This is a genomic window from Gemmatimonadota bacterium, assembly GCA_009838845.1.
Classification (GTDB): domain Bacteria; phylum Latescibacterota; class UBA2968; order UBA2968; family UBA2968; genus VXRD01.
This window is the reverse complement of record VXRD01000099.1, coordinates 1-13,264: the sequence shown is the minus strand read 5'-3', so window position 1 is coordinate 13,264 and position 13,264 is coordinate 1. Positions and strand designations below refer to the sequence as shown.

The following is a 13,264-nucleotide window of genomic DNA, read 5'->3' as shown; positions in this document are numbered from 1 at the left end:
ATCTGATGCCGGGAAATAAATCTTGCGTTATTCTATATAGTTTCTTATATTTAAATTCTGATTATAGAGTGGGCTTCTGCCCACTCTTTTGGGTATATGGGGTATAGTTAGAACTATCAGCCCGATTAAGGCAACAGCTGCACGTGCAGCATATCTAGCGATACTCCACAACGCGCGGTAAAGTGGCAGTTTTGAGTTATTCAATGCTTATCGAAGACACCCTGGCCCATCTGATTCTTCCGTTCCTCAATCGTCGGGATGTCGAGTTGGTTGAGTTGGCTGTCTCTGGCGATCATAGACGAAAAATCGTACGCATCTTCGTCGATCGTCCCGATGGGATTACAGTTGGGGAATGTGCTGCACTCAGTCGGGATATTGCAGATATATTGGATACGCGAGATCCGATTGATGGCACATACCTGCTCGAAGTTTCATCTCCGGGCTTGACGCGCCCCTTAAAGACGGACCGCGATTTTGAACGGGTGGTTGGCAGAGCGCTGCGGCTTGTTGTAGATGGCCTCGGTGTTTCGGTAGGAACGCTCTTGCAGGTCAAAGCCGATCACCTCGATGTCGAGTTACAGGGCAAACGAACCACTATTGAACGCGCAAAAATTCAGAAAGCCACTGTGCATTTTGAGTTGTAATTGGTCGAGGAGGAGCCTCACTTGAATTACGAAGTTCTCGAAGCGTTAAGGCAAATTGCCCAGGAAAAAAATGTCAACCGCGATTTGGTTATCGAAACCCTTGAAATGGGGCTAATCTCTGCGGCAAAAAAGCGGTTTGGAACCGGGGATAATGTCGAAGTCAACTTCGATAACAGCTCTGGAGAGATTATCGTTGAGGCGGTCAAAGAAATCGTCGCCGATGATTCGGTCGAAGATCCGGGAATCCAAATTGGCGTGACACAAGCGCGCAAAGCAGACACCGATGCAAAGGTCGGTGGGGAATTGAGACTTCGCCTCAACTTTGCCGATTTTGGGCGCAATGCGATTCAAACGACAAGGCAGGTACTCGTCCAGAGAGTCAGAGAAGCCGAGCGCGAGAAAATCTACGAAGATTATCAGGGGCGTATTGGAGAAATTATTTCGGGAACCGTGCAGCAAATTAGTCGGGGGGATATTCTCGTCAACCTGGGGAGAACAGAAGCTGTTATTCCGCTTAAAGAGCAAATCAGAAAAGAACGCTATCGGCAGGGAGATCCCATTCGCGCCTACTTGCACGATGTTTTGCGTACAGCCAAAGGCCCCCAGGTGGTATTGAGCCGTACACATCCCGCATTTCTCGAAAAGCTCTTCCAGCTTGAGGTCCCCGAAATTTATGAAGGTGTTATTGAAATAAAAGCCGTTTCTCGCGAACCGGGTGTGCGGGCCAAAATAGCTGTTTACTCCAATGATGCGCGTATTGATCCCGTGGGGGCTTGCGTGGGTATGAAAGGCTCGCGCGTACAGGCTGTGGTGCGTGAATTGAGCAGCGAACGCATAGATATTGTGCCATGGAGTGACGATGAAGCGATCTTTTTGTCGCGTGCTTTGAACCCTGCCACAGTTCGCCGCGTGGTGATTGACCGGCGAGAAAAACGCATGTCGGCTATAGTCGATGATGATCAACTTTCTCTGGCTATTGGTAAAGAGGGCCAAAATGCGCGTTTGGCATCGCAGTTGACTGGCTGGCACGTCGATATTATGACTGAAACCCGTTATGAAGAAATACAAGCTGAACGCCTGGCTACAACAGTGCCATTGGCCGAAGTAGCCGGCACTGGTCAAGTGACGCGAGACCGCCTTGAGGCCTCGGGTATCATGTCTGCCAATGACCTCGTCCGTGTATCCTTAAATACGTTGCTCAATGTGCCTGGTATCGGCGAAACGACGGCTGAAAAATTGCGAGAGACCGCACAGGAAATTGTCAATGCAAAAGTATCTGCTTACCGCGAAGAAAAAGCGCTTTTACAAGCAGAGGCAGAGGAAGCAAAATCCACTGAAAATACATCTAAAAATGACGAATGATTCGGAGGTGAGCCTATTGACAAAGAGAAATGTCAAAACACCAGAAAAGAAAAAACGAGTTTACGAGATTGCGCGCGAGTTCAATTTGTCGAGCGTTGCCATGGTTGAGCAGATTAGAAGCCTTGGTTTTGAAGTCAAAAATCACATGGCGATCTGTACGACTGAAATGGTCGAGGCGGTACAAAAGAAGTTTGATTCAGAACGCCAGGCGACGCGACGAAAACTCAGACGCAAAGACGATGAAAAAAAGGAACGCGAGATTCGCGAGCAAAAACCTCGCGTGAGCCGGTTCCGTTCGGTTCAGTCGGATAAAAAAACCGAGACCGGTAGCGAAAGCAGGCAGCGTCCTCGTCGCAGAAGACGCCGAACTGATTATCCGACTGTTATCGTAGAAGATGTCAGTCAGACGCCAGTGCAGCAGGAACCCAAAACAAAAGCGCCAAAAACCAAAGAAGAAAAACCTGTAGTAAAAGAAGAGACCAAGCCCAAAGCAAAACCTGTACAGGAAAAAAGAAGTCGCACGCGACCTCCTCGAAAACGCCGTCGCAGACGCAAACGTCCTGTCGTTGATGAGCGTGAAGTATCAGAGAATGTGCGTCGAACACTGGCGCAAATGTCGAGTGGTGCGGCACCGTCACGGGTGCGCCGTCGCCGTCGTCAGGATAGTGAAAAGCCCGAAGACGAGACGACAGACGGGCAAGTTCTCAAAGTCAATGAGTTTACAACCATTGGCGAACTCGCTTCTCAGATGGATGTGCGTCCCACGGAAGTCATCACACAATGTCTCAAATTGGGCATGGTGGTGACCATCAACCAGCGCCTTGATATGGATACCATCACGCTTGTTGCCGATGAATTTGGTTTCGGCGTTGAAGAACTCGAAGAATACGGCGAAGAGGTATTGGCAGTAGAGGTAGAAGTGCCTGGAGATAGTCAAAAACCAAGGCCTCCGGTGGTTACAATTATGGGGCATGTAGATCACGGGAAAACATCTCTTTTGGATTATATCCGAGAGACCAATGTGATGGAAGGTGAAGCTGGCGGCATTACGCAGCATATTGGTGCGTATCACCTTGAACTCGGTGATGGTCGTGAAATCTGTTTTCTCGATACGCCTGGGCACGAAGCTTTTACGGCAATGCGTGCCAGAGGTGCCAGCGTAACCGATGTCGTCGTTCTGGTCGTAGCGGCAGATGATAGTGTGATGCCACAAACAGTAGAAGCCATTGATCATGCCAAAGCGGCCAACGTGCCCCTCGTCGTGGCAATTAACAAAGTCGACTTGCCAACTTCCGATCCCGACAAAATCAAACGGGAGTTGACCGAGCACAATGTCATCGTAGAGGATTATGGCGGCAGCGTTCAAGTTTGCGAAATTTCCGCCAAAACTGGACAAAATATCGATGCTTTGCTCGAGTTACTGGCTCTTGAAACAGAAATGCTCGAACTTGTGGCCGATCCCGATAAGCGTGCCAGAGGCACTATCGTAGAATCAAAACTCGACCGAGGACGAGGAAATGTGGCAACAGTGCTCGTGCAAGAAGGCAGGCTACAAGTTGGTGATCCGTTTATTACAGGCATGTTTAGTGGGCGCGTCCGCGCAATGCTCGATGAGCGTGGTATATCCGTGACAACAGCAGGACCTTCTCGTCCGGTTCAGGTTCTCGGTCTGGCTGGGTTGCCCCAGGCAGGGGATACTTTTCACGTGGTTGAAAATGAGCGCGAAGCCCGCGATATCAGCCAGAAACGGCAGCAACTCAGGCGCGAACAAGAATTTCATCGGGTACGTCGGGTATCGTTGTCCGACATTCACAACCAGATTGAGACGGGCAATATGGAGGAGTTGCGTCTGATTATTAAAGGCGATGTCGATGGGTCTGTCGAGGCCTTGCAAGACGCACTATTGCAAATTGAACACGAAGAAGTACATTTATCGGTGATTCACCGCGCTGTAGGTGCTATCTCCGAATCTGACATTTTGCTCGCATCAGCCTCTGATGCCATTATAATCGGTTTTAACGTGCGTCCCGATGCAAATGCAAGAGAGGTTGCGGCACAAGAACGCGTTGATATTCGTTTGTATCGCGTAATTTACGAAGTCGTCGAAGACATTCGCGCTGCCCTTTCTGGGTTGTTGGCACCCAAAATTGAAGAAAATGTACAGGGCGAAGCGCAGGTCCGCGAGCTTTTCCAGGTGCCGAGTGTTGGCACGATTGCCGGATGTCTTGTTTCTCAAGGACTCATCCACCGCACGACCAATGCGCGCGTTTTGCGCGATGGCGTTATTGTTTACGAAGGCCGTATTGGGTCTTTGCGGCGTTTTAAGGATGATGTTCGCGAAGTGCAAAACGGTTTTGAATGCGGCATTGGTATCGAAAATTTTAACGATGTCAAAGTCGGCGATGTTATTGAAACTTACGAACTCGTTGAAACTACCCGCTCGATCTAATGACCATTGGTTTTTGTCATCTCGATCTGTATTTGCCCGAATGCGCCTCGCTGAAACAGAAACGCAGCGTGCTCAAGAGCATCACGACGCGCACGCGCAACAAATTCAATGTATCTGTTTCTGAACTGGGCGATAATGACCGCTGGCAAAGAGCACAATTAGGTGTTGCAACAGTTGCCAACGACTCGCGGTATGCCAATCAGATATTGTCAAAGGTGGTCGATTTCATCGAGCGAGAAGATCGCCTTATTGTGGTAGATTATTCGTTGGAGTTGCTCTGATATGCCATCTTATCGGCCGGAAAGTGTGGGAAAAGCCATTCAGGTTGCCCTGAGTGAAATTTTGCACACGGAAACCCGTGACCCCGGTCTGTCCGAAGTCACGATTACGGCTGTCACGATGTCTCGTGACCTGCGCACAGCCAGGGTTTACATCAGTGTGATGAGTGGCTCCGTAGCGCAAACAGAGGCGCTCGAGCGCCTGATGGGAGCAATATCTTTCTTGCGCCGTGCGCTCGCTCAGCGCGTTCAATTGCGACACGTGCCTGAGTTGGTTTTCGCCTGGGATGATTCCATCACACAGGGAGCGAGAATTGAGCAATTGCTCAATAATCTCAACACATAGGTGGTGCCCATAAACGGCTTTCTTTCCATAGACAAACCCGCTGGCTGGACTTCTCAAGATGTTGTCAGTTGGGTGCGTAAGCACTTTGGGATCAAAAAAGTAGGGCACACAGGTACTCTTGATCCCATGGCAACGGGCGTTTTGCCACTTTGTCTGGGAGCCTATACGCGCCTGAGTTCCTATATTACGGGCGGCAATAAACAATATCGCGCGGTTGCACGGTTGGGAATGACGACCGATTCTCTCGATGCCGATGGTGTAGTTACCAGTAGATCGGGGGATATTCCTGCCGATTATGCACAAGTCGAGGCCGCTGTTGCCGAATTCAGGGGGGCGATTGCACAGGTTCCGCCTATGTATTCGGCTATCCGAATAGGGGGGCGCAGGCTTTATGACCTCGCCCGAAGAGGGGTTGAGGTTGAACGCCCTGCGCGTAATGTGTGCGTACATAAGCTCGATATTGTGGTTTATGCACCACCGCTCTTGCATCTAAACGTACATTGTTCTAAAGGTACTTATATTCGGTCGCTTGCAGACGACATTGGCAAACGGCTTGGATGTGGTGCTCATCTATCAACGCTTCGCAGAACCGCGGTGGGGCGTGTTGAATTGGGACAATGTGTTGCGGTTTATGAACTCGAGCGTGCAGAAAGTATTTCTGAAGTGCTGCTCAATCCCCACGCTGTTTTATCCGATCTGTCATCGGTTTGTCTGACAGAGGCGCAGCAGGGGCGTTTTTCAAATGGCAATCCCGTGACCGATATTTTATCAGATGTCCAGGATATTGTTACAGTGCAAAATTCCCGGGGGATTTTGCTCGGTCTCGGACATATCGTCGAGGGCGTCTTGAAGCCTATTCGCGTGATCCAGAATTGATGATGCGCACCATAACGCTTGAAGAACCGGTTGCGCTTGCTCACCCGGTGGTCACTATTGGAACATTTGACGGCATTCACATCGGACATGTTTCTGTCATTGAAGCTATGACCGATATGGCACGGGCGTGTAGAGGTACATCTGTCGTTGTTACTTTTGATCCACATCCCCGCCAGTTTATCGACGGTGCCGATGCTCCCGGGGTGTTGACTTCGCTCGAGGAGAAACAGCATTGTCTCGCCTCTTTAGGGGTGGATATTCTGGCTGTTGTTGGATTTGATGACGCACTCCGGCAGTTGTCTCCCGAGGCATTTGTCAAATGCTTTCTGGTTGATAAACTCAGCGCGAGGTCTGTGATTGTAGGTTATGACCACGGTTTTGGAAGGGGGCGCCAGGGCGGGTTTGAGACGATGAAAAGTTTGGGAAAACAGTTTGGTTTCTCTGTTTTTTCTCCGCCTGCTGTGTGCATCGCCGAAAAACCCGTGAGCAGTACCCGCATTCGAAACGCACTCCTGAAAGGGGACATGGATGCGGTTGTTCAGCTTATGGGACACCCTTACCCCTTGTGGGGGCGTGTGGTAGAGGGAGAAAAGCGGGGTAGATCACTTGGTTTTCCCACTGCCAATCTCCTGTTTGAAACGCCGGGAAAACTCTTGCCGTCGCCGGGGGTTTATGCTGGTGTTGCCAGACTGGAACAGCCCTACATCGCCGTTGTCAATTATGGCAAACGCCCTACATTTGGGGGGGATTCAGCGCGTTGTGAAGTACATTTGCTCAATTTTTCACAAAATCTCTATGGAAAAATTTTACCCGTTGAGATTTTGTATCGCATTCGCGGAGAGCGTGAATTTGGTAGCAAAGAAGCTCTAATTGAGCAGATCCAAGTAGATATACAGACCGCGGAAGATATGCTTTCGCGGCATCATACCGATGGAGGTAAATTTTGGCGTTAACAAAAGAAAAGAAGGCTGAGTTGATCGCACAATACGGGCGCAAAGAAGGCGATACGGGATCGCCACAAGTCCAGATTGCGCAACTTACAGAGCGTATTGTACAACTCATCGAACACTTTCAGACCCACAAGAAAGATCATCACTCGCGTCGGGGACTGCTCAAACTGGTTGGGCGTCGTCGCCGTCTGTTGCGGTATTTGCGGCGCGAAGACTTAGAAGGTTATCGTAGCTTGATTGCGGCACTGGATATTCGCGGTTGAGTTTTTTCTGTATTCCAGCAGTTGGTTGTATCTCTGGCCTTTTTGTCAGAGCGCTGGAATAGATGTATTTTTAAGGTAAATAGAGGAGATAGAATGATAGCAAAAGTAGAGCTTGAATATGCTGGTCGTCCGCTGACCATTGAAACGGGTCGGGTGGCCAAACAGTCACATGGGGCGGTGTGGATGCAGTACGGTGAAACCATTGTGCTGGTGGCTGCAGTTTCCGATAACAAACCTTCGGATTTTGATTTTTTTCCGCTTCAAGTCGATTATCGCGAAAAAATGTATGCTGGAGGGCGCATTCCCGGCAACTTTTTTAAGCGAGAAGGCGCACCTTCAACAACGGAAAAATTGCATGCGCGTTTAATCGATCATCAAATCAGACCCCTATTCCCGGGGGCTTATGATTTTGAAACGCAAGTTTATGTCACTGTATTGTCTTTTGATGGTGAAAATGATCCTGCAGTGCTCTCAATGACAGGTGCTTCGGCTGCACTGTGCATTTCTGATATTCCGTTTGACGGCCCCATTGGCGCTGTGTGCGTTGGACGAGTCGATGGAGAATTTGTACTCAACCCCACACTTTCCCAACTCGAAGAAAGCGATGTCCACCTGATGGTATCGGGCAATCGCGAGTCCATTATTTCAGTTGAAGGCGATTTTCACGAAGTAGCTGACGGTGATGTCGTAGAAGCACTGCGCGTCGCCCATCAAGGCATTGTACAACTGATTGAATTACAGGATGATCTGATTTCCCGTGTCGGGAAAGCCAAGCGGTCTTACGACGAGCCCGAAGAAAACGAGGCTCTTGTCACTGCTGTTGCCGAACGCGCTTCAGAGCAGATTCACGCAGCCAATCGCATGCCGGACAAGGGGGCGCGTGCAGAGACATTGTCCGCAATCCACGCCGAGGTGCGAGAAGCACTTGCAGAAGACTTTGAAGATAGTGAAATTGGCGGTGAAATCGATCGATTGATCAAAAAGGATATGCGTGCAATGATTCTCTCGGAAAATCAGCGCATTGATGGGCGCGATCTCAATCAGGTTCGGCCCATTGACATTGATCTAAGTGTATTGCCTCGCGCACACGGGTCCGGTATTTTTACGCGAGGGCAGACGCAGGCTTTGTGCATTGCGACACTCGGGAGCAAGATGGACACCCGAATGGTAGATGATCTCGAAGGCAAATCGTTCAAGAGCTTTATGCTCGATTACAACTTCCCCAACTACAGTGTTGGCGAAACGGGGCGGATCGCAGCGCCCGGTCGTCGCGAAGTCGGTCACGGTGCTTTGGCGGAAAAGGCACTTGAGCCTGTTGTGCCCAGTGAAGAGCATTTTCCATATACGATCCGGCTGGTTTCCGAGATTTTAGAATCCAACAGTTCGTCTTCAATGGCCACGGTGTGTGGCGGTTCTCTCGCTTTGATGGATGCAGGCGTACCCATTAAAAGCCATGTTGCCGGGGCTGGTGTAGGGCTGGTCATGGAAGGGGATCAGTGGGCGGTTCTCACAGATATTTTAGGTGAAGAAGACCATTTGGGCGATATGGACCTCAAAATAGCGGGAACGCGATCGGGTCTGACTGCGATTCAGATGGATATTAAGATCGGCGGTATAAGTTTTGAGATTCTCAATACGGCATTTGCTCGCGCCCGAGACGCATTAAACCACATTCTCGATCTTATGGAAGAAGCTATTTCCGCGCCGAGAACGAGCTTGTCGGAATACGCTCCGCGCATTTTGTCCATCCGGATTGATCCAGCAAAAATCGGTGCGGTTATTGGCCCGGGTGGGAAGACCATTCGCAGCATTGAAGAGACAGGCGCGACGGTTTCAGTCGAGGATGATGGGCTGGTTACTGTCACTTCTTTAGACGCGCAAGCCGGTGAAACCGCAATGGGCATGGTTGAAGCTCTCGTCGAAGAGCCAGAGGTTGGGCGAATCTATGATGGTACAGTACGCCGCATCACGGACTTTGGTGCCTTTGTCGAAATATTGCCCGGCAAGGATGGGCTTTGCCATATTTCCGAACTTGAACATCACCGGGTGCGTAAGGTAAACGACGTACTCAGTGAAGGCGAAAAAGTTCAGGTCAAAGTGATCGCTATCGACGATCAGGGCAAAATTCGACTGAGCCGCAAAGTACTTATCGACAAACCCAATGGTGATTCAAATCAGCAGGGCAGGCAGCGCGCGCCCCGAAGATCGTGAGATTTGCATACACGCGGAAAAAACACAAGGCGATCGGTGGGCAAGCAGGTGATACCCGGTCGTCTTTCGTTTTTTTACTCTCAGGGAACAATATATGCCAGATATCATCAGGATAAACGACGTAAGTGCATGGGAAGATAAAGAAGTTGTGATCGAGGGATGGCTGTACAACAAACGGTCAAGTGGGAAATTGCACTTTCTTCAGATCAGAGATGGCGCTGGTACGATTCAGTGCGTGGTGTTTCAGGGCGATGTATCGCCAGACGTTTTTGAAAAGGCATCAGACCTGGGGCAAGAGTCGGCCCTTCGCGTGACGGGGGTGGTTCGGGCCGATGCGCGATCGCCCATTGGCTTTGAAATTGGCGTCAGCGATATCGGAATTGTGCATCGCGCGGAGGATTATCCGATTACGCCCAAAGAACACGGCACGGCATTTCTGATGGATCATCGCCATTTGTGGCTGCGCTCATCGCGTCAACATGCCATTTTAAGCGTGCGTGCTGAAATTGTCAAAGCCTGTCGCGATTATTACGACAATAATGGCTTCACGCTTGTTGACGCGCCGATTTTTACACCGTCGTCCTGCGAAGGCACCAGCACGCTTTTTGAAACCGATTATTTCGATGAGAAAGCATATCTGACACAGAGTGGTCAGCTATATATGGAAGCTGCAGCTATGGCGTTTGGAAAGGTGTACTGTTTTGGACCGACCTTTCGAGCTGAGAAATCCAAGACGCGGCGTCATTTGACCGAATTCTGGATGGTCGAGCCAGAGGTGGCCTATATGGACTTATCGGGTAATATGGATCTGGCTGAAGACTTTATTTGTTGTGTTGTTCAGCGCGTGTTAGAAACCTGTCGGTCTGAACTTGTGGCTTTGCAACGCGATCTTGCGCCCCTACAACGGGTGAAAAAACCATTTCCCAGGATATCTTATTCGGATGCACATGAGTTGCTAAAAGATGCGGGTCGCAATCACACCTGGGGGGAGGATTTTGGTGCTGAGGATGAAACCGTGTTGGCCAATGCACACGATCGTCCCGTGATTGTGCATCGATATCCGGCAGCTTGCAAAGCTTTTTATATGAAGGGGGATCCGGAAGATTCCCAACTGGCATTGTGTATGGATGTGTTGGCTCCCGAAGGATATGGAGAAATCGTCGGTGGGGGACAGCGAGAGGACAATCTGGAGGTCTTGCGGCGGAAGCTCGCCGAACACGGTCTTGACGAGGCGCCGTTCCAGTGGTACCTGGACCTCAGGCACTATGGATCGGTGCCACATTCCGGTTTTGGATTGGGTATTGAGCGTACAGTCGCGTGGATATGCGGATTATCTCATGTCCGCGAGACGATTCCATTTCCTCGGCTTTTGCAAAGATTATATCCTTAGGAGTTGTATTTCAATGGCTTACGAGTTTGCTACAATTGAAAAAAAATGGCGTCAACGCTGGGAAGATACTGGTCTGTACCGCAGTGAAATCGATTCCAGCCGCCCCAAGCACTATGCTTTGACTATGTTGCCTTATACTTCGGGCGACCTCCACATTGGTCACTGGTATGCGATTGCTCCCTCTGATGTTCGGGCGCGATATATGCGAATGAAGGGGCATAATGTACTGTTTCCAATCGGTTTTGATGCTTTTGGATTGCCCGCTGAAAATGCCGCGATTCAGCGGGGTATTCACCCGGCCAAATGGACACTGGACAATGTGGAACGCATGCGCGAACAACTGAAAACAATGGGTGCGATGTTTGACTGGACGCGCGAAGCGATCACCTGTTTGCCCGAATACTACAGATGGACGCAGTGGTTATTCCTCAAATTTTACGCCAATGATCAGGCTTATCGAGAAAAAGCTCCTGTTGATTGGTGTCCACAGTGCAATACGACCCTGGCTCGAGAGCAAGTTTGGGGGGAGGATCGACACTGCGAGCGGTGTGATACGCCAGTGATTAAAAAGGACCTGGACCAATGGCTGTTTCGGATTACCCGATATGCTGAAGAATTACTCGATTTTTCAAAAGTTGTATGGCCCGACCGCGTGCAGACTATGCAGGAGAACTGGATTGGACGCAGTGAGGGCGTTGAATTTGAAATGCGCGTCAAAAATTCAGAGTCATCGTTTCGCGCGTTCACAACGCGCCCAGATACCATTTTTGGCATGTCCTTTGCGGTTTTAGCCCCCGAGCATCCATTGGTTGATGAGATAACAGCCTCCGACCAACGGGAAGCTGTTAAAGCATATTGTGCAAAAGCCAGCCGTCAGTCGGAGATCGAGCGGCTTTCTGCGGATAAAGAACAGGATGGGGTTTTCATCGGTGCTTATGCGATTAATCCCATGAACAATGCCGATGTGCCAATTTACATCGCCGATTATGTGTTGCTCCAATATGGTACAGGAGCCATTATGGCTGTGCCTGCACATGATGAACGCGATTTTGATTTTGCAAAAAAGTATGGGTTGTCCATTCCCGTTGTGATTGCCCCAGATGATTGGGATGGTGAAGCTCTTAGCCAGCCATATATCGGTGCGGGACGTATGGTAAATTCGGGACAATTCGATGGTATGTCCTCACAAGATGGAAAAGATGCAGTGGCCGATGATCTGGAATCACGGGACATTGGTGAAAGAAAAATCAATTATCGCCTTCACGATTGGTTGATTTCTCGCCAGCGTTATTGGGGGTGCCCCATACCGATTATTTACTGTCACACATGTGGAACGGTTCCCGTGCCAGAGTGTGACCTACCCGTAATGCTGCCCGATGATGCGGAGTTTTTGCCAACGGGTGAATCTCCTCTAAAATATCACGAAGGATTTCTAAACACTACCTGTCCCAAATGTGGTGTTTCAGCGCAGCGAGAGACGGATACGATGGACACGTTTATGTGTTCTTCATGGTATCAATATCGCTATTTAAGCCCGCATTATGATGCGGGGCCTTTTGAACCTCACGAAGGTGAATACTGGTTGCCTGTTGATCAATATACAGGGGGTATAGAACACGCGACTATGCATCTGCTATACACGCGATTTTTCACCAAAGCCATGCGCGACCTGGACCTCGTCAGTGATGATGAACCGATGACGCGCTTGTTTAATCAGGGCATTATTCTGGGTGAAGATCAAGAAAAAATGAGCAAGTCGCGAGGCAATTTTGTGAATCCCGATGATTTGATTGAGCAGTATGGAACAGATTGTATTCGGGCTTATTTGATGTTTTTGAGTCGATGGGAACAGGGAGGTCCCTGGAATTCATCGAGCCTGGAAGGGATCCCGAGATTCTTAAATCGGGTGTGGCGTCTCGTTGTTGAAAATGGCACTCCTGCAAAGGGCGACCCAGCGCAAGAAGCCCAGGATAATTTGCGGCGCTTAACACATCAGACCATTCGCAAGGTGTCTGAAGATTTTGAAACCTTTGGGTTTAATACGGCACTTGCTGCGCTCATGACGTTTAGCAATGGTTTGTCGGCTGCTCAAAATACGCCTGTTGTACATACGAGCGCCTGGCAAGAAGCGATTGAGACGCTCGTCTTGCTCCTGGCGCCTATAACGCCGCATCTCTCCGAAGAGCTATGGTCACACATTGGAGGAGAGTACAGCGTTCATCAACAGAATTGGCCCGAATGGGACGAAGATCTCGCTCGACCAGCGACAATTGAGATGCCGGTTCAGGTGAATGGCAAAGTCCGCGCGCGAATGGAAGTTGAGGTCGATGCCGGGCAGGAGGAGATTGAAAGTCTGGCCCTGGAACAGCCGAATGTACAAGCGCATGTCCAGGATCAAACGCCAAAAAAGATAATCGTCATTCCCAACCGGCTGGTCAATATTGTGGTCTAACTGACGTTACACAATAAATATTAAAAAAGAGACGGGTAAAAAT

General features: G+C 49.8%; 11 protein-coding genes. All 11 read left to right on the top strand.

From position 1 onward, the window contains the following. Positions 1–203 precede the first annotated feature (203 nt). A complete protein-coding gene (locus tag F4Y39_12525; protein ID MYC14545.1) occupies positions 204–644 on the top strand; it encodes a ribosome maturation factor RimP in 441 nt (146 codons plus the stop codon). Next, positions 645–2,006, top strand: coding sequence for a transcription termination factor NusA (gene nusA / locus F4Y39_12520; protein MYC14544.1), 1,362 nt, complete (start codon positions 645–647; stop codon positions 2,004–2,006). Continuing rightward, positions 1,996–4,455, top strand: a complete 2,460-nt coding sequence (gene infB / locus F4Y39_12515; GenBank protein MYC14543.1) for a translation initiation factor IF-2 — start codon at positions 1,996–1,998, stop codon at positions 4,453–4,455. Before nusA ends, infB begins: the two co-directional genes overlap by 11 nt. Continuing rightward, positions 4,455–4,736 carry a DUF503 domain-containing protein gene (locus tag F4Y39_12510; GenBank protein ID MYC14542.1) on the top strand — a complete coding sequence of 94 codons (282 nt, stop codon included), beginning with the start codon at positions 4,455–4,457 and terminating at the stop codon, positions 4,734–4,736. The genes infB and F4Y39_12510 overlap by 1 nt, the downstream gene beginning before the upstream one ends. A gap of 1 nt (position 4,737) precedes the next feature. Continuing rightward, positions 4,738–5,079, top strand: a complete 342-nt coding sequence (gene rbfA / locus F4Y39_12505; protein ID MYC14541.1) for a 30S ribosome-binding factor RbfA — start codon at positions 4,738–4,740, stop codon at positions 5,077–5,079. Continuing rightward, positions 5,080–5,955: a tRNA pseudouridine(55) synthase TruB gene (gene truB / locus F4Y39_12500; protein MYC14540.1), complete on the top strand. Its 876-nt coding sequence runs from the start codon at positions 5,080–5,082 to the stop codon at positions 5,953–5,955. Then, a complete protein-coding gene (locus tag F4Y39_12495) occupies positions 5,955–6,908 on the top strand; it encodes a bifunctional riboflavin kinase/FAD synthetase (protein ID MYC14539.1) in 954 nt (317 codons plus the stop codon). Before truB ends, F4Y39_12495 begins: the two co-directional genes overlap by 1 nt. Next, complete coding sequence (rpsO, locus tag F4Y39_12490; GenBank protein ID MYC14538.1) at positions 6,899–7,168, top strand: 30S ribosomal protein S15; 270 nt, start codon at positions 6,899–6,901, stop codon at positions 7,166–7,168. Before F4Y39_12495 ends, rpsO begins: the two co-directional genes overlap by 10 nt. Positions 7,169–7,261: 93 nt before the next feature. Next, positions 7,262–9,379: a polyribonucleotide nucleotidyltransferase gene (locus F4Y39_12485; GenBank protein MYC14537.1), complete on the top strand. Its 2,118-nt coding sequence runs from the start codon at positions 7,262–7,264 to the stop codon at positions 9,377–9,379. A gap of 94 nt (positions 9,380–9,473) precedes the next feature. Next, entirely contained in the window at positions 9,474–10,769 is a 1,296-nt protein-coding gene (gene asnS / locus F4Y39_12480) for an asparagine--tRNA ligase (protein ID MYC14536.1), read from the top strand. 13 nt (positions 10,770–10,782) lie between these two features. Further along, positions 10,783–13,221 (top strand): leucine--tRNA ligase, encoded by a 2,439-nt coding sequence (locus F4Y39_12475; protein MYC14535.1) that lies wholly within the window; start codon positions 10,783–10,785, stop codon positions 13,219–13,221. The last annotated feature ends 43 nt before the right edge of the window (positions 13,222–13,264 follow it).

Coding starts and splice junctions, on each gene's coding strand:
- F4Y39_12525 (MYC14545.1), top strand. CDS start 204: ATGCTTATCGAAGACACCCTGGCCCATCTGATTCTTCCGTTCCTCAAT.
- infB (MYC14543.1), top strand. CDS start 1,996: ATGACGAATGATTCGGAGGTGAGCCTATTGACAAAGAGAAATGTCAAA.
- F4Y39_12510 (MYC14542.1), top strand. CDS start 4,455: ATGACCATTGGTTTTTGTCATCTCGATCTGTATTTGCCCGAATGCGCC.
- rbfA (MYC14541.1), top strand. CDS start 4,738: ATGCCATCTTATCGGCCGGAAAGTGTGGGAAAAGCCATTCAGGTTGCC.
- F4Y39_12495 (MYC14539.1), top strand. CDS start 5,955: ATGATGCGCACCATAACGCTTGAAGAACCGGTTGCGCTTGCTCACCCG.
- F4Y39_12485 (MYC14537.1), top strand. CDS start 7,262: ATGATAGCAAAAGTAGAGCTTGAATATGCTGGTCGTCCGCTGACCATT.
- asnS (MYC14536.1), top strand. CDS start 9,474: ATGCCAGATATCATCAGGATAAACGACGTAAGTGCATGGGAAGATAAA.
- F4Y39_12475 (MYC14535.1), top strand. CDS start 10,783: ATGGCTTACGAGTTTGCTACAATTGAAAAAAAATGGCGTCAACGCTGG.